This is a genomic window from Hyphomicrobium sp. MC1 (assembly GCF_000253295.1).
In the GTDB taxonomy this organism is placed as follows: domain Bacteria; phylum Pseudomonadota; class Alphaproteobacteria; order Rhizobiales; family Hyphomicrobiaceae; genus Hyphomicrobium_B.
Genome location: NC_015717.1, coordinates 1,814,460 through 1,836,653 on the forward strand (window position 1 = coordinate 1,814,460; position 22,194 = coordinate 1,836,653).

Annotated in this window: 17 protein-coding genes; 7 read left to right on the plus strand and 10 right to left on the minus strand. The window is 61.0% G+C overall.

Annotated elements, in window-relative coordinates; genetic code table 11:
• Positions 1 to 3 precede the first annotated feature (3 nt).
• Both dgcA and HYPMC_RS08745 read right to left on the minus strand, forming a co-directional pair.
• The gene (gene dgcA, locus HYPMC_RS08740; protein WP_013947534.1) at positions 4 to 996 is read right to left on the minus strand and encodes an N-acetyl-D-Glu racemase DgcA; all 993 of its coding nucleotides are present in this window, start codon (positions 994 to 996) and stop codon (positions 4 to 6) included.
• 15 nt (positions 997 to 1,011) lie between these two features.
• Positions 1,012 to 3,831: a hypothetical protein gene (locus HYPMC_RS08745; protein WP_013947535.1), complete on the minus strand. Its 2,820-nt coding sequence runs from the start codon at positions 3,829 to 3,831 to the stop codon at positions 1,012 to 1,014.
• A 378-nt stretch (positions 3,832 to 4,209) separates the two neighbouring features.
• On the opposite strand from HYPMC_RS08745, the gene HYPMC_RS08750 reads away from it, so the two are divergent.
• From HYPMC_RS08750 to HYPMC_RS08760, 3 genes are all read left to right on the plus strand, one after another.
• Entirely contained in the window at positions 4,210 to 4,605 is a 396-nt protein-coding gene (locus HYPMC_RS08750) for an Hpt domain-containing protein (RefSeq protein WP_013947536.1), read from the plus strand.
• A gap of 157 nt (positions 4,606 to 4,762) precedes the next feature.
• Positions 4,763 to 5,083, plus strand: a complete 321-nt coding sequence (locus tag HYPMC_RS08755) for a 2Fe-2S iron-sulfur cluster-binding protein (RefSeq protein WP_013947537.1) — start codon at positions 4,763 to 4,765, stop codon at positions 5,081 to 5,083.
• A 26-nt stretch (positions 5,084 to 5,109) separates the two neighbouring features.
• Positions 5,110 to 6,174 carry an NAD(P)/FAD-dependent oxidoreductase gene (locus tag HYPMC_RS08760; RefSeq protein WP_013947538.1) on the plus strand — a complete coding sequence of 355 codons (1,065 nt, stop codon included), beginning with the start codon at positions 5,110 to 5,112 and terminating at the stop codon, positions 6,172 to 6,174.
• A gap of 19 nt (positions 6,175 to 6,193) precedes the next feature.
• On the opposite strand, the gene HYPMC_RS08765 is transcribed toward HYPMC_RS08760, so the two are convergent.
• From HYPMC_RS08765 to HYPMC_RS08790, 5 genes are all read right to left on the minus strand, one after another.
• Positions 6,194 to 6,559 (minus strand): ABC transporter permease, encoded by a 366-nt coding sequence (locus HYPMC_RS08765; RefSeq protein WP_013947539.1) that lies wholly within the window; start codon positions 6,557 to 6,559, stop codon positions 6,194 to 6,196.
• Between the two features lie 30 nt (positions 6,560 to 6,589).
• Positions 6,590 to 7,114, minus strand: coding sequence for a hypothetical protein (locus HYPMC_RS08770; RefSeq protein WP_013947540.1), 525 nt, complete (start codon positions 7,112 to 7,114; stop codon positions 6,590 to 6,592).
• Between the two features lie 154 nt (positions 7,115 to 7,268).
• A complete protein-coding gene (locus HYPMC_RS08775; protein WP_013947541.1) occupies positions 7,269 to 8,444 on the minus strand; it encodes a VWA domain-containing protein in 1,176 nt (391 codons plus the stop codon).
• Between the two features lie 119 nt (positions 8,445 to 8,563).
• Positions 8,564 to 9,850: a porin gene (locus HYPMC_RS08780; RefSeq protein ID WP_013947542.1), complete on the minus strand. Its 1,287-nt coding sequence runs from the start codon at positions 9,848 to 9,850 to the stop codon at positions 8,564 to 8,566.
• Positions 9,851 to 10,246: 396 nt separating this feature from the next.
• Positions 10,247 to 11,536 (minus strand): porin, encoded by a 1,290-nt coding sequence (locus tag HYPMC_RS08790; protein ID WP_013947544.1) that lies wholly within the window; start codon positions 11,534 to 11,536, stop codon positions 10,247 to 10,249.
• Between the two features lie 1,098 nt (positions 11,537 to 12,634).
• Between HYPMC_RS08790 and HYPMC_RS08800 the strand changes: the two genes are divergently transcribed.
• A complete protein-coding gene (locus HYPMC_RS08800; RefSeq protein WP_013947546.1) occupies positions 12,635 to 14,209 on the plus strand; it encodes a glucan biosynthesis protein in 1,575 nt (524 codons plus the stop codon).
• Positions 14,194 to 16,167 (plus strand): glucans biosynthesis glucosyltransferase MdoH, encoded by a 1,974-nt coding sequence (gene mdoH / locus HYPMC_RS08805; protein WP_013947547.1) that lies wholly within the window; start codon positions 14,194 to 14,196, stop codon positions 16,165 to 16,167. The genes HYPMC_RS08800 and mdoH overlap by 16 nt, the downstream gene beginning before the upstream one ends.
• 28 nt (positions 16,168 to 16,195) lie before the next feature.
• Here the strand turns inward: mdoH and HYPMC_RS08810 are convergent, their stop codons facing one another.
• From HYPMC_RS08810 to HYPMC_RS08820, 3 genes are all read right to left on the minus strand, one after another.
• Positions 16,196 to 17,233 (minus strand): YcjF family protein, encoded by a 1,038-nt coding sequence (locus HYPMC_RS08810; protein WP_013947548.1) that lies wholly within the window; start codon positions 17,231 to 17,233, stop codon positions 16,196 to 16,198.
• The gene (locus tag HYPMC_RS08815; RefSeq protein ID WP_013947549.1) at positions 17,230 to 18,675 is read right to left on the minus strand and encodes a YcjX family protein; all 1,446 of its coding nucleotides are present in this window, start codon (positions 18,673 to 18,675) and stop codon (positions 17,230 to 17,232) included. Before HYPMC_RS08815 ends, HYPMC_RS08810 begins: the two co-directional genes overlap by 4 nt.
• Before the next feature lie 337 nt (positions 18,676 to 19,012).
• Positions 19,013 to 19,510, minus strand: a complete 498-nt coding sequence (locus HYPMC_RS08820) for a hypothetical protein (protein WP_013947550.1) — start codon at positions 19,508 to 19,510, stop codon at positions 19,013 to 19,015.
• Positions 19,511 to 19,596: 86 nt separating this feature from the next.
• Between HYPMC_RS08820 and HYPMC_RS08825 the strand changes: the two genes are divergently transcribed.
• Entirely contained in the window at positions 19,597 to 21,039 is a 1,443-nt protein-coding gene (locus tag HYPMC_RS08825; protein ID WP_013947551.1) for a malonyl-CoA decarboxylase, read from the plus strand.
• A 137-nt stretch (positions 21,040 to 21,176) separates the two neighbouring features.
• Positions 21,177 to 22,139: a neutral zinc metallopeptidase gene (locus HYPMC_RS08830; RefSeq protein ID WP_013947552.1), complete on the plus strand. Its 963-nt coding sequence runs from the start codon at positions 21,177 to 21,179 to the stop codon at positions 22,137 to 22,139.
• The last annotated feature ends 55 nt before the right edge of the window (positions 22,140 to 22,194 follow it).

Here is a 22,194-nt window from a genome sequence, read left to right on the forward strand (position 1 = left end):
GGGTTAGCCCCACAGCTCAGGGCTTGGCGGCTGAACGATGCCGTTGTCGATGCGCAGGCCGTGCTCGCGATCCCGCGCCAACAGAAGCGGGCCGTCGAGGTCGATCCAGTCGGCATACGGTGCCAGCAGCATCGCGGGCGCAACGGCGAGTGATGTTCCGACCATCGAGCCGATCATGATCTTGAGACCGTTGCGGCGTGCTTCTGCGACGAGGCTGATTGCACCTGTCAAGCCGCCCGCCTTATCGAGCTTGACGTTCACGGCGTCGTAGAGACCGATGAGATGCGGGATATCGTCGGCGGTATGAACGCTTTCGTCGGCACAAATAGGGACGAGGTGGGGAGTGTCGCGGAGGATGCCGTCCTGACTGGCGGGAAGCGGCTGTTCGATCAATTCGATGCCACATTCAGCAGCGACTGCGAGCAGGGATGTCAGGGTTTCTGCGGTCCAAGCTTCGTTGGCATCGACGACGAGATGCGCGTCTGGGCGGACCTGCCGGACGGCGCGCATGCGTGCGTCGTCGCCGGCACCGCCGAGCTTCAGCTTCAAGAGCGTGAGAGGGGCAACGCCAGCGGCTTTTGCAGCCATCTCCTCAGGAGCGGCGAGACTCAAGGTGAAGGCGGTGACTTTCGGCGCGGGTTCGGGAAGAGCAGCGCGCTTTGAAACCGGAACGCCGGTCTGCTTGCTTTCGAGGTCCCAGAAGGCGCAGTCGAGGGCATTGAGGGCCGCGCCGGGTTTCAGCTCGTGAAGCAAGTCGGCGTGTGTTGAAAAGCGGTCGGCGGCTGTTCGGATGGCATCGAGGACGCCATCGACTGTTTCGCCATAGCGGCCATAGGGCACGGCTTCACCGCGGCCTCGGTGCGTGCCGTCCGTTATTTCAACGACGACGACATCGGCCGCGGTTTTCGCACCGCGTGAAATGACGAAGGCTTCCCTGAGTGGCCATGCCTCGTGTCGTGCTTCGATGCGGACAGGCGACATGCAGACAGGCGACATGGCGGCCTTTGCCGGTTAGCGAATCCGGCCAACCGCGTGCGCGAGGAAGAGATAGACGCGGCCGGTATCGGACACGAGGTGGCTTTGGGCCGTGCGGCCCGACGGGTCACGCGTGTCGGCTTCCTTGATGATCCGTTCGAAGTCGGTGAGGTACCGGAAGATCGACTGCGACAGGTCCGCGTCGGTCTGGGCGCGGGCTGCGATTTCGTCGAACAGCATACGCGCTTCCGGAGCGTAAATGCTGCGGACCAGGACGTTCCTCTGACCCGCGCGAATGCGGTTCCAGATGGCGCCGGCCGTCTGCGGATCGAGCGCGCGGGAGATCATACCGACGTCGAGGCGCACCGGAGCGGCCGAGTGAGGGGGAGCCGAATGCGGTGGAGGTGCAGGTTCGGGCGCTGGCGGAACGTTGCGGACCGGCGCGTGGTCTTCTTCGTGCGAGGCGCGGGCAAGGAGATCGCCGAGCGACCAGCCCTCGCGTTGATCCTGTTGGACGCTGGTGCGGCTGCGGCTCGGCGCATTTTCCTGTTGGATGAGCGCGGAGGTCAGAGACGGTGTCGGCGCGAGACGCGCGGGCGCGGGAGCTGGTTCAGGGCGCATGATTTCGCGAGGTGCGTTGGCGCGCTGGGAAATTTGCGTCAGCTGTTCGATGGCGCGCAACTGATCCTGCAGGGCGCGGCGCATCGATTCTGCCGTCTCGCGCGTCGAAGTCGGGAGGCGAGAGGCTTCTTCGCGGATGCGGGCCTGCTCGCTCGCCAGGGTGGCGGCGGCCTCGGCTGCCCGGAGGCGGGTTTCTTCGGATGCCGATGAGAGGCGGGTCGATAGCGTTTCGAATTCGCGAGACAGTTCGCCCGATACGTTCTGGAAGCGATGACGGAGATCGGATAGCGCGCGATCGCTCTGGGCCTCGGTCTCATGCTTGACGCGATCGAGTTCGGCCATCAAGGCGCGCGAGCGGCTCTCGGCGGTGTCGCGCAGCTCCTCGGCAATGGCACGGGCCTTGAGTTCGATATTTTCGAGCGAGCCTTCGAGGTTCGACGAATAACCGGCGATGGTGCGGCCGAATTCGTCGGCTTTGCCGGAGAGGCGATCAATGGTGTGCGAAAGCTCGGCGTGCCGCGTCTGCAGCGTCGACTCGATGCGAAGGTTGGCAGTGTCGAGGACGTTGGCGGCTTTGAGGATCTGCTCGCCCTGGTTCTCGAAGCGGTTGGTGACGCCGTGGATCTGCTGGAACAGATTGTCGGCGACGTCCTGCAGGATGCCCGACTGTTTCGAAAGCCCGTCGATGGCCTTCATCGTCTGACGCGTGATGTTTTCGCTCGTCCGGCGGACGGCGTTGATGCCGTTTACGACGGAATCGTCGAGTTCTGTCGCCTGCTGCGCAATCGTTTCACGGAAGGTCTGCGAATGGAGCTGCAGGGCGTTCGTCAGCAGAGACGCCTTTTCGCTGACCGCGTGGTCGATGGCAGTCGTCGAGCGCATGATCTGATCGTCGAACAGCTCAAGCCGCTTCTGGAAGGCTTCATCGAGCGAACGCGTGCGTTCGACAAGCTGGATGTCGAGGGCTTGGGCGCGGTTCGACAGCGTGGTGTCGAGCGCGCGCGCATATTCTTCGAAAACGGTCTGGAGGTTTTCAGTGCGGTTGCCGAGCGTCGTGTCGAGGGTCTGCATGTAACCGTCGAACGTTGCGCGCATCTGTTCGGTGCGGGCGCCAAGCGCGCTCGAGAAGGCGGTGGTGTAGTCTTCGAGAACCGACTGAAGCTGTAGCGTGCGCGAACCGACGGCATTCTCAAAACGGCCCGTCGCGGTGGCGAGCGAGCCTTCAAGGTTGGCGAGGTTTTCGCCGGCGTTGGCGATGATGCCGCGGAGAGTTAGCTGTTGTGTCGAGAGCTTCTCGATCAGCGTCGGAATTTCGGTGCCGAGCGTTTTCAGCGTTTCGGTGACGTTGGTCGAAGTGTCGAGAAGCGCGTGGCGTTCGCCACCGAGCTCGTTGATCAGCTCGCGGATGCGGCGCTCGTTGTGCTCGTAAGAGCGTTCGAGTTCGGCGACGTGATTGTGCACGAGTGCTTCAAGTTCGCCGGCGCGACCAAGGGCGCGGGACACGGCGTCGTTCATAAACGAGACCTGACGGCGGACTGCCTGGCCCAGGCTCGCAATCGATTGTTCGGCCGTGCGGTCGGGCTCGGCGAGGCGAATGGCGACTTCGCTCATCGTCGCGGATTTAAGTGCCAGCGATGCGATGTGCCACGACAGAAGGGCTAACAGCCAGATGATGGCGATCGGCGCGATGATGGCGGTCGCGGTGTAGAACGTTGTCGGATGCAGCAGGAGCGACGACAGGGGCTCGCCTGCCTGCCATCCGGGTGCAAGCGTCAAGGCGCCAACGATCAGTCCGACGACGGCCCAGACGGCGCTGCCGATGGCGGCGTAACGAAAGACCTTGTTCGACGGCTTCTGTTCGAGCGCATAGATCAGGCCGCCGATGCTCGGGATGTCGTCGTTGGCGGCGATTTTACCACGGACGGGTCCTGCCGGACGGCGGCGCGCGACGCGGCGGGCTGGCGGCTCGGTCGTGGGTTCGTCTGCTGGCTGTTCTTTGTCGGGCGGCGGCATCGGCGCCGGCGCGGGAAGAGCTAATGCTGCGGCTGTCGCGGCTGGCGCCTGGGCGGCATCGATTGAAAGCAGCGGCGGGGGAAGGGAGGGCGCCGGTCTTGAGGCAGGCTCCTTGGCGTCTGTCGCGGTTTGCGCATCGCTAGGGATGCCGTCCAGGGACGGTTCGACGGGCGGTGTTCTGCCCGCAATAGCCATGAGTTTCGCAATCTGATCTTGCGACATTGCGCAATGTCCCCCACTCGATCCGGTACGCGGCACAAGCCCGTGCGCTTCAGGCCACCGGAACTCCCATTCGCACCCTATAAGAGTTTTAATTGCCCGCAAAATGGAAAGACATGCGTAACCATAAGAAATGTCTATGCATCTTAGGGGGTTAGCGAATTGGGACCGATAATACGGCCGGATTGCGGCGGCAGGCGCTCCTCCGATGCGGCTGCGGCCTCACGTCGTAGGTTAAGTAGCCGTTTATGACGTTGGCCGAAACACTCCGGTCCGATTTACCCAGAGTTATTGCGGTTCTGCGACTATTCTATCCCCAAAAGTTGCGGCCGGGATGGCGGGAATGCGCCGTTCTGACCGCCATCGGTTTAGGTGTGACGTATGGATGCTCCGCGGGCTCGATCGTATGATCTGCACACCCCGGATAGAAGCGACAGGCCGATCGACGTGCCGGTCGATCTCGCTCATCTGAGGCGATATACCCTTGGAGACAAGGCTCTTGAGGCCGAAATTCTCGGGCTTTTCCTCGCGCAGCTGCCTGAAACCATTGCCTCTCTGAGGTCGGCAGAGACTGAGCGGGACTGGAAAATCGCGGCGCATGCCCTCAAGGGATCGAGCAGGGCTGTTGGAGCGTGGCGGATCGCTGCGCTGGCGCAGGAAGCGGAGACGCTTCCGGCGAACATGAAGACCGGTGCTTGGTCCAAGGCGATCGCAAAACTTGAGGCCGCCGCCGCCGAAGCCAGTACCTTCGTCAAGGAAACGGCGTGTAAAGCCTAGCGGTGAGCCGATCTTCTGTGGCCCTCCCGCCGCATCCCCCGCGTTCGGCTTGAAATACTAGCGGCGTCCAATTAAGTGTGCCCGCTAACCAACGATCCCCATCCGTCTGAGGTCGTTCTCAACGGCCCATTCAAGCCTCAAGGACACACGCGCAACCATGACGAAAATTACGTTCATCCAGCCTGACGGCGAGAGTCAGACGGTGGAAGCGGAAAACGGTCTGACCGTCATGGAAGCAGCGAAGCTCAACGATATTGCTGGGATCGAGGCAGAATGCGGAGGCGCGTGCGCCTGTGCGACCTGTCATGTCTACGTTGACGACGCTTGGCGCGACAAGGTCGGCAAAGCGAGCGACATGGAAGAGGACATGCTGGATTTCGCGTTCGACGTGCGCGAGGGCAGCCGCTTGTCTTGCCAGATCAAGATCTCCGATGCGATCGACGGTCTGGTCGTCCGCGTGCCCGCAAAGCAGTTCTGATCAAAGACATTCAACGGACGATCGTGATGGCCGAAACGATTTCTATTGCATCCGCTTCTTCCGAAGTGAGCGCTCCAATCGAGACCGATGCCGTTATCATCGGCGCAGGTCCGTGTGGGCTCTTTGCCGTGTTCGAATTAGGCCTTCTCGATATCAAGGCGCATGTTGTCGATATTCTTGATCGGCCTGGCGGTCAGTGCGCCGAGCTCTATCCGGAAAAGCCGATCTATGATGTCCCGGCGCTGCCTATCGTGACGGGACAGGAATTGACCGAACGGCTGATGGAGCAAATCAAGCCGTTCAACCCAGTCTTCCATTTCAGCGAGCGTATCGACGGCTTGAAGAAGCACGCCGACGGCCGCTTTCACCTCATTACGGATGCCGGCACGGAATTCATTGCCAAGGTCGTCGTGATTGCAGCCGGCGGCGGATCGTTCACGCCGAAGCGCCCGCCGCTCAACGGCATCGAAGACTTCGAAGGCAAGTCGGTCTTCTATTCGGTGCGCAAGATTGAATCGATGCGCGGCAAGGATATCGTCATCGTCGGTGGCGGCGACAGCGCGCTCGACTGGACGCTCAACCTTGCTCCAGTCGCAAAGAGCCTAACACTGATCCATCGCCGCGACGAATTCCGGGCAGCCCCTCATTCCGTCGAAAAAATGCGCAAGATGGTGGAAGAGGCGTCCGTCCGGTTGATGATCGGGCAGGTGACTGCGCTCGAGGGGGCAGACGGGCAGCTGTCGGCGCTCGAAGTAAAAACAGCCTCAGGCAGCGAAAAAATTCCCTGCACGGCCATGCTGCCGTTCTTCGGTCTGACGATGAAGCTCGGCCCTGTCGCGGATTGGGGCCTCAATCTTCACGAGAATCTCATCCCCGTAGATACCGAGCGTTTCGAGACGAGCGAGCATGGCATCTTCGCCATCGGTGATATCAACACCTATCCGGGCAAGCTGAAGCTCATTCTGTCGGGCTTCCACGAGGGGGCGCTGATGGCGCAGGCCGCACAACGGATCGTCTATCCGGACAAGAAGGTGATGTTCCAGTATACGACGTCGTCTTCGAGCCTGCAGAAGAAGCTCGGCGTGAAATAACGTTCGCTGCCGCCCACGCTCAGGCGTGGGCGATTTCCAGAAATCCAAGGGCAAGCAGGACGACGGCACCGGCAGCGACGATCAATTTGCCGCGGCGCGTCGGGGCAGCGGCGCCCATGACCAGCGCCGCAATCAGAATTGCTGCAGATATCAGATTGATCGGCACTAGCGCGGCAGGTCCGATGGAGCCGCGAGCTTCAGGATACGTGAGGCCGATCCAGATGCTGACCGCGACTGCGAGTATCAGCGCGCCGGTGAGCCGCGGCCAGAGTCCGGAGTTCGGTTTCTCTATGCCGGCCAGAGCCAATGCGATGAGAGGGACCACGATCAGTACGACGCCGGTTGTCCCCTTGATCGCGATTTCAGCCCATAGAATCTGTTGCACGCATGCGCTCCGAGAAGCGTGACTGCGGTATTACTGGAAGACTTCCTTCATCTTCTCGCTGGTTTCATCGCCGGTGCCGCTGTTTCCGAAGCCGCTGAACAAGCCGCCGCTGTCTTCTGGCGCTTCGGAGGGAGGAGGCGTGTAATCGCCGGCAAGATTGCGATTGAGTGCTTCCTTAATCCGGGCCGTGCGATCAGGCGTGCAGTAGTCTTCTTCCTGCTCCTTCGCGGAGATCGCCTTCGTCACGCCGTTGAATGCGGTGTCGTAGACGTTGGATAATTTCTCGCCCAGCGTGGGTGCGGATGCCGTTTCGTAGGCGAGGTATTGGCTCTTCAGTTTGCCCGGGTCGAAATTGTAACCGCATTTCAGGGCACGGGCCGAGGTCGCGGCGACGCCCATGGCGCGGGCGACGGGATCGTTCGGGTCGCGGTTTTCTTTTGCCGTGCTCGAGCCGCCCAGAAGCGAACCGGTGGTCGGCAGTTTCGGCAGCGAGGCGCCGCAGCCGCCGAGAGCTACGGTCGCGGCCACAATCAGGATCAGTTTGGCGTTTCTCATTGGGAATGTTCCCCCCACCCCCGATATCGCATTTGAGATGGCCTAGTCGCCGCAGCCGGTCAATGGCCCAGGCGCCATTTCCCACGGTTTGAGACAAACGAGTCGCAATACAACTTTAAGGGTCATCGGCCACGAGTTGGGCCGAAACGGGGCGTCAGCGCATCAGGGCGCGCATACCGGCGTCAAGGCCGTCGAGCGTCAACGGATACATGCGTCCGCCAAGCAGCTTGCTCACGATGCCGATCGAGGGTGTCCAATCCCAGTGGCTTGGATCCACAGGATTGAGCCAGATCGTGTGCTTGTAGATGTCAGCAACGCGTTTCAACCAGACCGCACCCGGTTCTTCGTTCATGTGCTCGACAGAGCCGCCGGCAACGGTGATCTCGTAGGGGTTCATCGAGGCATCGCCGATAAAGATCACTTTGTAGTCGGCCGGATAAGTGTGCAGGACCTGCCAAGTGTCGATCTTGTTGGTGTAGCGACGGGCGTTATCCCTCCAGACGCCTTCATAGAGGCAGTTGTGGAAGTAATAGTATTCGAGATGCTTGAACTCCGAGCGGGCCGCTGAGAACAGTTCTTCGACTTCCTTGATGTGATCGTCCATCGAGCCGCCGATGTCGAAGAACATGAGGAGCTTGACGGTGTTATGCCGCTCGGCCCGCATGCGAATATCGAGGTAGCCCTTTTCGGCGGTGCCGCGGATGGTGCCGTCGAGGTCCAGTTCGGACGCAGCGCCCGTTCTGGCGAACTGGCGCAAGCGGCGTAGGGCAACCTTGATCGTGCGTGTGCCGATTTCCGCCGTACCGGCCAAGTCCTTGAACTCGCGCTTGTCCCAGACTTTGATCGCGCGGCGATGGCGGCTTTCCTTCTGGCCGATACGGACGCCAGCCGGATTGTAGCCATACGCGCCAAAGGGCGACGTGCCGCCGGTGCCGATCCATTTGTTGCCGCCCTGGTGGCGTTCTTTCTGCTCGGCGAGGCGCTTCTTCAGCTCCTCCATGATCTTGTCCCAGCCGCCGAGCGCTTCGATGCGCTTCTTGTCTTCTTCTGAGAGGTGAAGCGTGCTCACGCGGCGTAGCCATTCTTCCGGAATCTCGGCTTCGGCGGCGTCGGGCAGGCTTTCGAGGCCCTTGAAGACATGGGCGAAGATCTGATCGAAGCGGTCGAGATTGCGCTCGTCCTTAATGAGCGTGGCGCGCGCCAGATAATAGAAATCTTCGACGTGGCCGCCTGCGATGCCCGAGCGTACGGCATCGAGAAGGGTCAGATATTCCTTGAGCGTGACCGGCAGTTTGGCTGTGCGCAGCTCGGTGAAGAAGGCCTGGAACATGGGGCGAAACTAGGTGTTTTGGGGCGTCGAGACAATGAGCGGAGCGCCGCAAGCACGTTCTGACGCAAAGAAGCCGCCCAAAGGGGCGGCTTCTCGTATTTCGATCGTCTGGCTTCAGATCAGAAGTTGATCAGAGCGCCCATACCGACGTAGTCGAAGTTGTCGTAGGCAAGACCCTGGGTGTTGTTATCGTCATAGTCGAGGTGACGATACTTAACCCAGATCGACATGGCAGCCGCGTCGATTTCCTGAACCACGCCGAGACCCCAGACCTTCGTGGTATCTTCGGTCGCGCCGAGGAGGCCCAAGTTCTCAGACTGCGAGAAGACACCCGAGCCCTTGATGTGCTCGTACTCGCCGTAGAGCACCGTGTGGCCGAGCGGAACCCAACGTTGACGGATACCGCCCTTCAGGTAGTAGGTCTCAGACTGGCCAGAGCCGCTGAAGTCGTAGGTGTCGTGGCCATAAGCACCGTATGCGAACAGGCCCGTCGGGATGTGTTCGACATATGCGCCAGCCTGGAAGTACTGCTGGGTCGCGTTGTTCACGAAACCACCAGAGAAGCCGTTGAGGGCCTCGTCGGTGCTTTCAGCGTAAGACGCAACGGCAGCAACCTTGAAGTCATGCCATTCACCGGCGTAACGCGTGGTGATGGCCCAGATGTCGTCTTCACCCCACGATGCGGACACCGAGAAGCCGCCAAAGGTCGGCGAGTCGTAACGAACGACGTTGCGCGGAACGCCGAAGCAGTCACCCCAGGCGCCGCCTGCGCTCTGGCAGTAGTCGCCGCCCCAGTGTCCAAAAAGGCCACCAGTGTTGGTGCGAATGCCGAAGCTGTTGACGTCGAACGCCACCCAGTTGGCAGGAACGAGCGAGCCCGAACCGTCAACCAAGATCGCTGAGTTGTCAGCTGCGTCGGACTGCTTACCGACCGAGACCTTACCCAGCTGGTCGCTCTTGATGAACCAGAACGACTGCAGCGTCGAGACGCCGTTGTGCGTGCCGGTCAGAGCGTTAACGCCATCAGGCTGGCTTTGGCTGGTCGTCAAGCTGTCGGAGCCGATGGCTTCGATGTGCAGAACGTAACCCGCTGTCCAGCCCGGCAGGATTGTTGCCTGGCCGGTGAACTTCACGTGGCTGCCGAGCGTGGAGCCCAAGTCCGTGACGTAGGCATTCGACTCAGCGCCGTCGTCCCACCACATGACCTGCTGGCCAACCCAACCCGACACCGTGAGCGAGACCTTGCGGTTGCCCTTGCGCGCCGTGGTCGCTTCCAGTTCTGCAATGCGCTCTTCTAGATCTGCGCAGCAGTTGCCGCCCAAGTCTGCCGCAGAAGCGTTCGTCGCGGCGAAACCGCCAGCGAGGACGCCTGCAGCGACCAAAGCGCCTACCCTCATCTTCCTCATTCTACCTTCTCCCGTCTTCAATCACTTCTAGTAGTAGACGCGGTACTTGGCGTTCGCCGTATTGTCGGCCGCATCAAAAGCGATCCACGGCGGAACACCTACCAAGTGACTTCGCCGCTTGCCGGGAAAGTCCGTGATTCGTGGGTTGGCAACAATTGCGGTTTGCGAAACGACCGCGACGAATCCGACAATGTGGCGCAGGGGCAACTAGCCGGATTGTTGGGCAGATGCTCGAAAACTAGCCTAAATAGCTGTTTTTGAAGGCATTATTTTTGTGCGGGCCATGGAAGACGCACTGTGGGTTTTCCACGCATCAGGGAATTCATATGCACACAAATAAAAAGGCCGCCCGGCGAGGGCGGCCTTCAATTTCGATTTTGTGGCTTTGGCCGGGGATCAGAAGTTGATCAAAGCGCCCATGCCAACGTACTGGAAGTCTTTGTAGCCAATGCCGAGATCGTTGTTGTCGCTGTAATCGAGGTGACGGTACTTCACCCAGATCGACATGGCAGCCGAGTCGATTTCCTGGACAACGCCACCACCGATGACTTGCGTGCGATCGTGGGTTGCATCGAGGCCACCGAGCAGGTTCTCCGACTGGGAGAAGACGCCCGAGCCTTTGATGTTCTCGTATTCGCCGTACAGGATCGTGTGGCCAAGCGGCGTCCAGCGCTGGCGGATACCGCCCTTGCCGTACCACGTCTCCGACTGACCCGAGCCAGCGAAGTCATAGTCGTCGTGGCCATAAGCACCGTATGCGAACAGGCCCGTCGGGATGTGCTCGACATATGCGCCAGCCTGGAAGTAGCGCTGGGTCGCGTTATTCACGAAACCACCCGAGAAGCCGTTGAGGGCCTCGTCGGTGCTTTCAGCGTAAGACGCAACGCCCGCAACTTTGAAATCTGCCCATTCACCGGCGTAACGCGTGGTGATGGCCCAGATGTCGTCTTCACCCCACGATGCGGACACCGAGAAGCCGCCGAAGCTCGGCGAGTCGTAACGAACGACGTTGCGCGGAACGCCGAAGCAGTCACCCCAGGCGCCGCCTGCGCTCTGGCAGTAGTCGCCGCCCCAGTGGCCGAACAGAGCGCCGCTGTTGGTGCGGATGCCGAAGCTGTTGACGTCGAACGCCACCCAGTTGGCGGGGACGAGCGAGCCCGAACCGTCAACGAGGATTGCTGCGTTGTCAGCCGCGTCGGACTGCTTACCGACCGAGACCTTACCCAGCTGGTCGCTCTTGATGAACCAGAACGACTGCAGCGTCGAGACGCCGTTAGACGTGCCGGTCAGAGCGTTCTTGCCGTCAGGCTGGCTTTGGCTGGTCGTCAAGCTGTCGGAGCCGATGGCTTCGATGTGCAGAACGTAACCCGCTGTCCAGCCCGGCATGATCGTCGCCTGGCCGGTGAACTTCACGTGACTGCCGAGCGTTGAGCCGAGGTCTGTGACGTAGGCGTTCGACTCAGAGCCGTCGTCCCACCACATAACCTGCTGTCCAACCCAGCCCGACACGGTGAGCGAGACCTTGCGGTTGCCCTTGCGTGCCGTCGTCGCTTCCAATTCTGCGATGCGCTCCTCGAGGTCTGCGCAGCAGTTCCCCCCGAGATCAGCTGCCGATGCACTGCCGGTTGACAGGCTGCCCGCAATCAGGCCTGCCGCCGCCAGGGCACTCAGACTGTACTTGTTCATAGAACTACTCCCGTCTGCTTCGACTTGAGGAATGACAGGCAGGAGCGCCAGCGCCCGGCCCAACACTCTTCTTTCCGTGGTGTTATTTTACCCGTCCTCAAACCCGTCTTTGCGGCCAACGGGTTTCCCCCCGAATCACCGCTCAGGGTTATGTTTTAAGCAGATCTGATTCGGTCGGGGAATAGTGGACGGGCGTTCCGCTGTGGAATTGCGGGGATTTGTGACGGAAAAGTCACGAGCGTTGATGCTGCCACACGGCGGTCACGGGCCGACCTAAATTCGGACGAAGTGACTTCCTCGTCATGCCGGCGGGGAAGGAAAAATCACTGGTGATTCATGTGGTCGCCATGTGGATAAACGGCGTCCGCATGTCCATTCTTTGACCGATTTTGAGGACATCGTCGAGATGCAAAGGCCGAGATTATTACCAAAAGCGCCGACAGGTGTGTCACGACAACCATTTCCGGCTGGGTTGCCTAACTCGCGAGCACGAAGCGTTCATTGCGCTGGCCCTGGAAGGGATCGGTGCGTCTGAACGCGTGGCGAAATCAGTCCTGCATGGCGTCGAGCAAGCAGGCTGACGTCGATGAGCGCTTTGCCGTTTATCCACCCCAAAAAAGCGAGTCCAGCTTCGGCTGATCCGGCTGCGGGGACCTTTAAGCCCACCACCGCAGGGTCGTAAATCGGCGGAAGCGCGAACAACGCGATGTGGACAGTGACAAAAAAACTGTCTGAGGAAATCGACCTGCTTGCGGACCAGCAGGGACGTCGACCAGAGGGCTTTCCCGATGTAGGCATCCGCGTCTGACGTCTGGGACTGCCGTAGCCAAAGGCTGGGTATGAGCAACCTATGGCCGCAGACGGTTGACGAGGAAAATCCTTCGAGGGGATTTTATTGGTGGTTTTGCCCGGTAGAATGCAACGAATGGCGGGTTGCTAACTTCATAATTCGTTGACGAGAAAGTCACACGCCAACGTCTCGCGAGTGGAAAATCTGCCACAATCGGTGGATAGCAGTCGTGGACTGTTCGTCAGTGCTGTCTCGCGATAGCGTTGCGGCTGGAACGTGCGCGCCTCGAGGTTTGGCTGATATCGGAAATGACAGGAAAAATCGTCGATCGCCGGGTACTGCTTGAGAAGGCGGTCGCAGGAACTTTTGCCATGGGCCTCGCCAAGATGGCGTTGGCTGTAACGGATGCCTATGCGGATGGGGCGTCGCCGGCGCCACAACAGAGCCAGCAGGGGACGACCTTCGGAACGACGACGGTAAAAACCGAGGCCAAGCGGCTTTCGGACCAGCCGTTCGTCAAGCCGACGATGGATCTGCCGCCGCCGTTCAATAAGCTGAGCTACAGCCAGTACCGCGATATCCGCTTCCGGCCGGAGAAGGCGATCTGGAAAGGGGATCATCTCGATTTCCAGATCCAGCCGTTTGCCATGGGCTGGCTCTATGACGTTCCGGTCGATCTGTGGATCGTCGACGCCGGTAAGGCGGTTCGACTGGTTGCGGACAACAAGCTGTTTTCGTTTGGGCCGCTGATTGGTCCGGGCCCCGATGCGGCGCCGTTCGGATTTTCCGGGTTTCGTATCCACGGGCCGATCAACCGGTCCGACGCTTTCGATGAGTACACGGTCTTCCAAGGCGCGAGCTACTTCCGAGCCGTGGGCCGTGGGCAGGTCTACGGTGCATCGGCTCGCGGCCTGGCGCTCAATACCGCGCAGCCTGGCGGCGAAGAGTTCCCATTTTTCCGTAGCTTTTGGATTGAACGGCCGAAGCCGATCGCAACCGAACTGGTCATCCATGCGTTACTCGACAGTCAGTCGACGACCGGCGCCTACCGGTTTGCGATCTCGCCGGGAGAGACGACGGTTATGGATGTTGAGGCAACTTTGTATCCGCGTGTTGCCCTGAGCCATGTCGGGATTGGTCCGCTCACGAGCATGTTCTTCCATGGACAGTCGAGCCAGCGGCGGGTCGAAGACATTCGCCCCGCTGTTCACGACAGTGAAGGGCTCGCCATGATCAATGGTGGCGGCGAGCGGCTGTGGCGGCCGTTAAACAATCCGAAGACCCTGCAACTCAGCGCCTTCATGGACAAGGACCCGAAGGGCTTCGGGCTTTGGCAGCGCGACCGCGACTTCCACAACTACGAAGACCTCGAAAGTCATTTCGAGCGTCGGCCTTCGGTCTGGGTCGAGCCGGAAGGTCCGTGGGGGGAAGGGTTCGTCGAGCTTGTCGAGATCCCCATCGAAGATGAGATTCACGATAATATCGCCGCCTATTGGAAACCATCAAAGCAATTGGCAGCTGGCGGTCCGCATCTCTTTAACTACAAGATCTACTGGGGCAGGGATGTCCCGGAAGCCTGGGCCGGCGCCCGCGTCGTCAAGACGCGTGTGGGAAATGGCAAAAAGCCAGGCATCATTGTTTTCGTCATCGATCTGGCAGGACCGTCGGTCAAGGACGCGAAGGATCTGCCAGCCGTGGATTTGTCTGCGAGCGCTGGTCAAATTTCCAACATCAATGTCCAGCGAAATCCTGAAATCTCCGGCGTTCGTGTCTCGTTTAATCTGGCCACGGGCGACAATGAACTCATCGAACTTCGTTGCGTTCTGAAGGCAGGCGATCAACCCGTCTCGGAGACCTGGCTCTATCGATGGACAAAGCCGTAAACGAGAACTTCATAGGCGAGATGCCGGAAGTCACATCGTATTCCAAAACATCGCCCGACGCGGGACCGTGGCGGCATTTGCCGCCGACGGCGCCGCTCGATATGCCGACGCAGGATTTTTCCACGCCGGCGCACGCGAGCACTGAAGTTCGGCGGCGCGGATATTGGGTGCCGCGTACGGCGATCTTTGCTGGCGCTGCAGTGCTGACCGCCGCCTTTGGGCACGAGCTGTTCAGCATCCTGTCGTTCGTCGTCATCACGCCGGTCCAGTTTCTCTTTCTCATTCTGTCGACGATCGCGTTCGGATGGATCGCCATCGGCAGCCTGAGCGCGGCGTTGGGATTTCTGCCGCTGTTCATCGGCGAGCAGCCCGATACCATCGAGCCGCCGCCACCGTCGTCGCCACTGACCGGGCGCACGGCGTTACTGTTTCCGGTTTATCACGAAGACCCCGCGCGGATCGCGGGTGCGATCGAAGCGATGGTGCGTGAACTCGCAGACCTCGGCCGCAATGACAATTTCGACGTGTTTGTGCTTTCCGATACGCGTGGCGACGAGGATGGCGCGAAAGAGGCGGCCGTCTATCGGGCGCTTGCGCTCGAACTCGACGATATCGCGTCGGTTTACTATCGCCGCCGGATGAAGAACACGGCGCGCAAGGCTGGAAACATCTCCGACTGGGTCGAGCGTTTCGGGGCCTCTTATGAGTCTTTCATTATTCTCGATGGCGACAGCGTGATGTCGGGCGGCACGCTCGTTTCGCTGGCCGCTGCGATGGAAGGCGATCCCAAGGCAGGCCTCATTCAGACCGTCCCGCGTCTGGTTGGTGGTGAGACGCTTCTGCAGCGCCTGCAGCAATTCGCGTGCAACACCTACGGTCCGGCGGTAGCCGCGGGCATTGCGTTCTGGCATCGCGACCAGGGCAACTACTGGGGCCATAACGCGATCATTCGCACGGCGGCGTTTGCCTCGGCGGCTGGGCTGCCTGACCTTCCCGGGCGCAAGCCGTTCGGTGGTCACATCATGAGCCATGATTTCGTCGAGGCGGTTTTGCTGCAGCGCGCGGGCTATGGCGTGCACATGATGCCATCGCTCGAAGGGTCTTACGAAGGCATGCCGCCGAACATCATCGATGTGGTGGCGCGCGACCGGCGCTGGGCGCAGGGCAACCTCCAGCATCTGGCCATCGTTTCGCAGCCGGGGCTGACGCCGATGGGCCGCCTGCATCTCGGCATGGGGGCGGCTTCCTATCTGATTTCGGGCGTCTGGGCGATGTCGCTCATCGTCGGTGTCGTGCTGGCGCTGCAAGGCCAGCAGATGATTCCGAGCTACTTCCGCGACGACAAGACGTTGTTTCCAATCTGGCCGACGATCGATCCCGGCGCTGCGTTGCGTCTGTTCATGGGTACGATGGTCGTTGTTCTATTGCCTAAGGCCCTCGGCCTGCTGCTCGCCTGGAAGCAGATGCGCAAGGAGCGGAATTTCTTTGGCGCCATTCGGGTGACAATCGGGGTGCTGATCGAGACGGTCTATTCGATGCTCATCGCGCCGATCTTCATGGTGACGCAGACAGTCGGCGCCGCCGAAATCCTCGCCGGACGGGATTCCGGATGGAAGCCGCAGAAGCGCAACGATGGTGCGATCACGTTTGACGATGCGATGTGGTTTGCGCGCTGGCAGACGGCCATCGGCGGCATCGTCGGGGCCATCACATACACGGTTTCCCCGGCGCTTCTCGCCTGGATGTCGCCGGTGATCGGCGGGCTCATTCTGGCAGGACCGGTAAGCTGGCTGACGTCACGCCGTGCCGGTCCCATCGAGCGGTGGGCGCTGGCGACGAATGAAGACCGCAGGCCGCCGCCGGTTTTGGTCGATGCCGGGCACAGGTCGCGCGATTGGGAACGGAAGATGACGACGCCCGGCGCACTCAGTCCGCTGCCGGACGCTGCAGCGGCCTAGCGAGCCGTCCTCTCGCAGATGCTCTTGCCTAGCCTTCGGCCTGCTTGTCAGCGCCACGCAGCGAACGGACCAATTCGTTGAAGATCTCGCGCACGCGTAGGGGTTCGGAGTCGAGGTAGGGGAGCGGCCGGATCACCTCGACGGCAACTACGCCCAGGCGTGAGGTGAGCGCACCATTGAACGCGCCTTCGCCGAGACGCCGCGACAGTCGCCGCAGCACATCTTGTCCGACGAATTGGCCGAGCAAGTCATCCGTCATGGCGATGCCGCCGGTCGCGATGATGTGGCCGATGACGTTGCGTCCGAGGCGGAGGGCGCCAAGAAGACCCGGGCGTCCGCCATAAAGACTTGCGATCGCGCGGAACATGCGAACGTTCTCGACAAGCACGTAGCCCATCGCAATCCCCATGATGGGAGAAAGCGCGGTCACGGTTGCGACGCGTTTCGCGGATGCCAGGATGACCTTGCGGGCTTCGCCGTCGAGCGGACGCAGCAGCTCGCGATCCGATAGGCGAAGCAATTCGCCGGGCTCTAGAACATCGCCGGAATGGTCTTTGACCCGCGCCAAACCCCAGGAAAGATCGGGACGGCCGCGGTAATGGGCGAGCAAGGCAGAGACGGCTTTGCGTTCGGCCGCGACATCGGGCTTGGCGAGCGTCGCGCGGACGAGGGAACGCAGTTTTGCGAGGCGTGCAAGGCGGCGGAACCCGAGGAGTTCGCGCAGAACGATGCCGAGCAACGCCAGTCCAATAATGACCATGAGGCCGAAGGCGACCCAGCCGATCCAGTCCTGGCGTTCGAGCGCGATGGAAACGAAGCGCGTGAACCAGAGTCCTGCCGCAATCGATGCTAGCGCCGCCATTGCCGAAAGCATGACGCTGCCGAAGCGGAAGCCACGATTGATATCGTTGACCGACAAACGCCGCGCGGGAACGTCCGAACGCCGCGACGTCACGGCGCCGCCGTCGCGAATGTCGTCGGCGGTGAAGTCCGTATCTTCGGTGATGTCGTCTGCCTTGAAGACACGGGGTTTTCGCGGCGGCGGAGCGTTGTCCTCGAAGCTCATGAGAGATAGTCCGAGATCAGGAAATCGAGTGCGCGGTCCAACCGGATATGCGGGAATGCGGCTGGTTTGCCGTCGGGCAGTGTATCGATGAGCTTCGGCGGTGCGAAGCGGACGAGTTCAAGAGAGGCCGATTTTGCGTGGCGCGCCGCGTTCAGCGCAGCGGCCGGGTCGGCGGGAAGGTCGCCCGGAAAGATTGCGGCTTCGGCCGTTCCGTCGAACGTCACGGTGCCGATGCGTTCGCCTTTGATCGGTGTGCCGCGCAGACAGGGTAGGCTTTCGCCGCCTTGCTTGGCGGTTGCTTCGCGGGTGGCGCGCAGGGCTGACAACGCAAGCGCATGAACGCCCGCACCTTCGGTCTGGGCGCGCTTCACTGCTTCGTCGACGATTTCTTTCAGGATGGCTTCGAGCCGGTCGTGACTGGAGGCGGGCAGGTGGTCGGCCTTTGTCGCCGCGAACAGGACGCGGTCGATACGCCGTCCGAGGAACATCGAAAGCCACGAGTTGGCGCCTGGGCGGAACGCGCGCAAAATATCGGTCATAGCGCGTTCGAGATCGCCGACGGCGTCGGCTCCGCGATGCAGCGCTGTCAGCACATCGACCAGCACGATCTGGCGGTCGAGCCGGGCGAAGTGATCATTGAAGAACGGTTTGACGACAGATGATTTATAGCTCTCGAAGCGGCGCATCATCATCGCGGCGAGAGAGCCACGGGGCGGGCGTTCTTCAGACGTCAGCGGCATCGGAAAGAACGTCAGCAGGGGTGAGCCGTCGAGTTCGCCCGGCAGCAGGAAGCGGCCGGGGGCGAGTGTCGATTGGGCGCCGCTGTCGCGCATGGCGCGCAGGTAAGCCGTGAAGAGCTTTGCGCCGGTGATGGCGATCTGCTCGTCTTCGGCGGCGGCCGGATCGGTGCCGGCGAGAAAATCCAGAAACGGCTTGGCATACTCGGCGCGCGACGGCGAACGCGCGAGTGCCAGGGCACCAGCCGAGAAAGCGCGGAAGTCCTGCTCCAGCATCGGCAGGTCGATCAGCCATTCGCCGGGGTAATCGACGATATCGACGTGCAGCTTCGAATATCCGGCGAGGCGCTTAAGAGCGTAAGCCGAGCGGTATTCGATGGTGACGCGCAACTCCGAGATGCGCCTGGTGCTTTCGGGCCAGCGCGGCGGTGTTGCGAGCAGGTCCGCCAGATGCGCCTCATAGTCGAAGCGCGGAATGCTGTCGTCGGGCTGGGGTTCGAGGTAGGCGCGGACGATGCGGTGCTCGGCGTCGGCGGCGAAAAAGGGCAGGCGGCCGCCGCTGACGAGATTACGGACGAGCGCCGTAATGAAGACCGTCTTGCCGGCGCGGGACAGGCCCGTCACGCCGAGCCGGATCGACGGCGTCAGGTAATCGGTCAGGCGCGCCTGCGCATCTTTGATGAGAGAATATGAGATATCAGCCAAGAGGTGCCGCGTGTCGCCAATGAAAAAGGGGCCCGGAAAGGCCCCCCTTTAAGTGGCGTAACTTGCAGGTCGCGACAAGACGTTTCGGGCGCCTGTCTTGCGCCATATCAAGTGCTGCGGCTCAACCGTAGAAAAAGACGATAACGCCTGCAGCCATTACCGCGACGGCCATCAGCATGATGGCGCCTGAACGCAGAAATTCGGACACGGCCTTTCTCCTTTGCCAAGTCCCCCACAACCAGTGTTGGAAGGACCATAGGCTCAAAGGTTTGAATAAGCCCTGACGCGTAGGTTCAGGCGGCGTTCATGGAAGGAAACCGGCGGTTCAGGAGGGAAGTCAGGCGTCGTGGGCCTTGCGCACTTCGAATATTTCCATGATCCGGCAGCCGCGATGGGGGCCGTCGACCACGAACGTCCATTTGCCCTCGGTGAAGGTGTCGCACATCTTGACGCCCTTCACCAGAATCCAGTGGCCTTCCTTACCCTTGTGAATGGCCAAAATGTAATAGGCCCAGGCACTTCTGGGTTTTTGCATCCACGTCCAGAACGTCGGCCGTTCTTTCCTGGCGCGGTGCATGTGGCTTTCTTTCAGCTCCATGCGGTAACCGAAATAGGCGAGCGCGGCTTCGACCTCGTCGGAATAGGTTCCGCGCACGACCGGCTTGCGGTGCGGAGGCAACTCGCGACCTTCGCGAATAACATCTTCGATCTTCGAAATGCCGTAGCCGGTGATCGCGGAGAGCACATACGGACCGCAAAAGGCCACGCGGCCGGTGTCGTTATTTGCCGCGCCGAGACTCGACGACGGTGAGCCGGTTGAAAAGCGATCGGTCATGGGGAAAATGCCCTATACAAGCAACGACGGGATGCTCGACCGATACGGTTAAGCAAACGTTAACGACAGGAGCCCGATCCACACCCATGGCAGACCGCGTCAACGTCTCGTTCTTTCAGGAATTGATGGCCACAGTTGCCGAGCAGGGGCGGGCGCTGCTGCCGAAAGCGCTGTTCCGCGACAGCGCCGGTGAATCGATCGAGGTTCTGTCGCGGGCGCTGATGTCGGGACGGGGCGAAGCCTCAGGCGTTGCAATCGCGCGGCAGCTCCTCAATCAGCTCAAAAAGGCGAGCAGCGAAGAGCGGCTGGCGTTCTATCATTTTCTCGCCGAGGACCTGCAACCTGACGCCGCCGACGTCGCCGAAGCGGCGCGGAATTACCTCGACAACCCATCGGAGAAAACGCTCGGGCGGCTGCAGAGAGCCTCCTACAGCCCGAGACTGGAATTTTTCCGGCGGCTCAACCTGGCGCCGGGAGCAACGGCTGAAATTGTGGCGCTGCGGGCTGACCTTGTTCGTCATATCAAGTCGGACGAGGGGCTGGCTGCCGTTGATCGCGATCTCGAACGACTGCTCGGCTCATGGTTCAACCGCGGCTTTCTCGTGCTTCGCCGCATCGACTGGCAAACGCCCGCGGCGATCCTGGAAAAGATCATTCAATACGAAGCGGTGCACGAAATTCGCGGCTGGGATGACTTGCGCCGCCGTCTCGATCCGAAGGACCGGCGTTGCTTTGCGTTCTTTCATCCGGCGCTGGTCGATGAGCCGCTGATCTTCGTCGAAGTCGCGCTGATGCGCGATACGCCCGATGCGATCTCGACCGTGCTCGACGGCCGTTCAACCGACGATGATGCGCCACCGACGACGGCGGTGTTCTATTCGATCTCAAACTGCCAGGAGGGCCTCAAAGGCGTCTCGTTCGGCAACTTCCTTCTGAAGCAGGTGGTCGAAGACCTGGCGAGGGATGTTTCGACATTGAAGACGTTCGTGACGCTATCGCCGGCGCCGAGTTTCGCGCGTTGGGTCGATCGTGCGCTGGCAAGCGGCAGCGACGTGCCGGTCAGCGCCGAGGACCGCAAGGCGCTCACGCGCCTGCGCGATCCGCGCTGGGTCGAGGATGCCGTCAAGGATGCACCCGGCACGGACGAACTGAAGTCGGCGCTGATGGGGCTTGCCGCCTATTATTATCTCTCTGCGCGCTCGAGCGATGAACGCCCCGTCGATCAGGTTGCGCGCTTTCATCTCGGAAACGGCGCGCGGCTCGAACGGCTGAACTGGCTGGGCGATACATCCGAAAAGGGGCTGCGTGAGGCGCACGGCCTGATGGTCAACTATCGCTACGATCTTGCAGAGATCGAGCGCAATCACGAGGCATATGCAGATCAGGGAACGGTCGCTGCCTCACGCGCCGTTCGCGGGCTTCTGCGGCCGCTGGCGAAGACAAAAGGCCTTGCTGCAATGCCAGAACTACTGGCGCTGCCCGGTGTTTCGAAGACGAAGCGTGTTCGCGGCGAGGAACCGCAATCCTAGTCGCACGGCGCGGCCGGGGCCGCCAAGGAGGCCCTTGTAAAGGCTATTTCCCCGTGCAGTATGGGTGCAAAGTATTGCGCTCTGCGCTGATATTCGGCTGCCGGATCGTAATGCAATTGTCATGATGAAGGTCCGCGATGCGCTACGATCAAAACGACCGGGAAAGCAGCAATATCGAGGACCGTCGCGGTCAAGACGGCGGCGGTGGCGGTTTTCAGTTTCCGGGCGGCAATGGCATTCAAATTCCGATCGGCCGCGGTGGGTTCAGCATCACGACGCTGCTGATCATCGGTGCGGTGATGCTGTTCTTCGGCATCAACCCGCTCGACGTTCTGCTTGGACCGAATAGCCAGATTCAGATGCCGCGACTGCCGCAGACGACAGAGCGGCCCGATCGTTCGCCGTCGAACATTCCGGGTTTACCGGGATCGCAGTCGAAGACAGCCAACAACGACGATGCCGAGAAGGAGTTTATCGGCAAGGTTCTGGCCGATACCGAGGATGTCTGGACGTCGGTGTTCAAGAGCTTCGGCCGCAATTATCCCGATCCCAAGCTGGTCATTTATAATGGTGCCACGCGCACGCAGTGTGGCGTCGGCCAGACGGCGATGGGACCGTTCTATTGCCCGCTCGATCAGAAGGTCTACATCGACCTTGCGTTCTATGATGAGCTGAAGCGCCGCTTCAACGTGGCCGGAGATTTTGCGCAGGCTTACGTCATCGCGCACGAGGTTGGTCACCACGTCCAGAACCAGCTCGGCATTTTGCAGAAGGTGCAGGAGCTGAAGGAGCGCGCAGGCGACGAAGCGACGGCCAACCAGATTCAGGTTCGGACCGAACTGCAAGCGGACTGCCTGGCCGGTGTGTGGGCCAATCTCAACGATCAGATGAAGAAGCGATTACAGCCGGGCGACGTCGAAGAGGCGCTCAACGCTGCGTCTCAGATCGGTGATGATATGATCCAGAAACGGATGACGGGTCGCGTCGTGCCCGATGCATTCACGCACGGCACGGCAGCACAGCGCGTCCACTGGTTCAAAGCCGGTCTGGAGTCGGGTCGCATGGATGCGTGCGATACGTTCAACACGGCCAGCCCGTAACTCGCCGAGCGCATGAAAAAGGGCCGTCCCGGACGGCCCCTTTTTTTGTGTGCGG

Bases quoted from the DNA above. Each gene is read 5' to 3' on its own strand.
- HYPMC_RS08825 (WP_013947551.1), top strand. From the start codon at position 19,597: ATGGCAGACCGCGTCAACGTCTCGTTCTTTCAGGAATTGATGGCCACA.
- HYPMC_RS08745 (WP_013947535.1), bottom strand. From the start codon at position 3,831: ATGTCGCAAGATCAGATTGCGAAACTCATGGCTATTGCGGGCAGAACA.
- mdoH (WP_013947547.1), top strand. From the start codon at position 14,194: ATGGACAAAGCCGTAAACGAGAACTTCATAGGCGAGATGCCGGAAGTC.
- HYPMC_RS08790 (WP_013947544.1), bottom strand. From the start codon at position 11,536: ATGAACAAGTACAGTCTGAGTGCCCTGGCGGCGGCAGGCCTGATTGCG.
- dgcA (WP_013947534.1), bottom strand. From the start codon at position 996: ATGTCGCCTGTCTGCATGTCGCCTGTCCGCATCGAAGCACGACACGAG.
- HYPMC_RS08780 (WP_013947542.1), bottom strand. From the start codon at position 9,850: ATGAGGAAGATGAGGGTAGGCGCTTTGGTCGCTGCAGGCGTCCTCGCT.
- HYPMC_RS08800 (WP_013947546.1), top strand. From the start codon at position 12,635: ATGACAGGAAAAATCGTCGATCGCCGGGTACTGCTTGAGAAGGCGGTC.
- HYPMC_RS08750 (WP_013947536.1), top strand. From the start codon at position 4,210: ATGGATGCTCCGCGGGCTCGATCGTATGATCTGCACACCCCGGATAGA.
- HYPMC_RS08820 (WP_013947550.1), bottom strand. From the start codon at position 19,510: ATGACCGATCGCTTTTCAACCGGCTCACCGTCGTCGAGTCTCGGCGCG.
- HYPMC_RS08830 (WP_013947552.1), top strand. From the start codon at position 21,177: ATGCGCTACGATCAAAACGACCGGGAAAGCAGCAATATCGAGGACCGT.
- HYPMC_RS08775 (WP_013947541.1), bottom strand. From the start codon at position 8,444: ATGTTCCAGGCCTTCTTCACCGAGCTGCGCACAGCCAAACTGCCGGTC.
- HYPMC_RS08760 (WP_013947538.1), top strand. From the start codon at position 5,110: ATGGCCGAAACGATTTCTATTGCATCCGCTTCTTCCGAAGTGAGCGCT.
- HYPMC_RS08810 (WP_013947548.1), bottom strand. From the start codon at position 17,233: ATGAGCTTCGAGGACAACGCTCCGCCGCCGCGAAAACCCCGTGTCTTC.
- HYPMC_RS08755 (WP_013947537.1), top strand. From the start codon at position 4,763: ATGACGAAAATTACGTTCATCCAGCCTGACGGCGAGAGTCAGACGGTG.
- HYPMC_RS08770 (WP_013947540.1), bottom strand. From the start codon at position 7,114: ATGAGAAACGCCAAACTGATCCTGATTGTGGCCGCGACCGTAGCTCTC.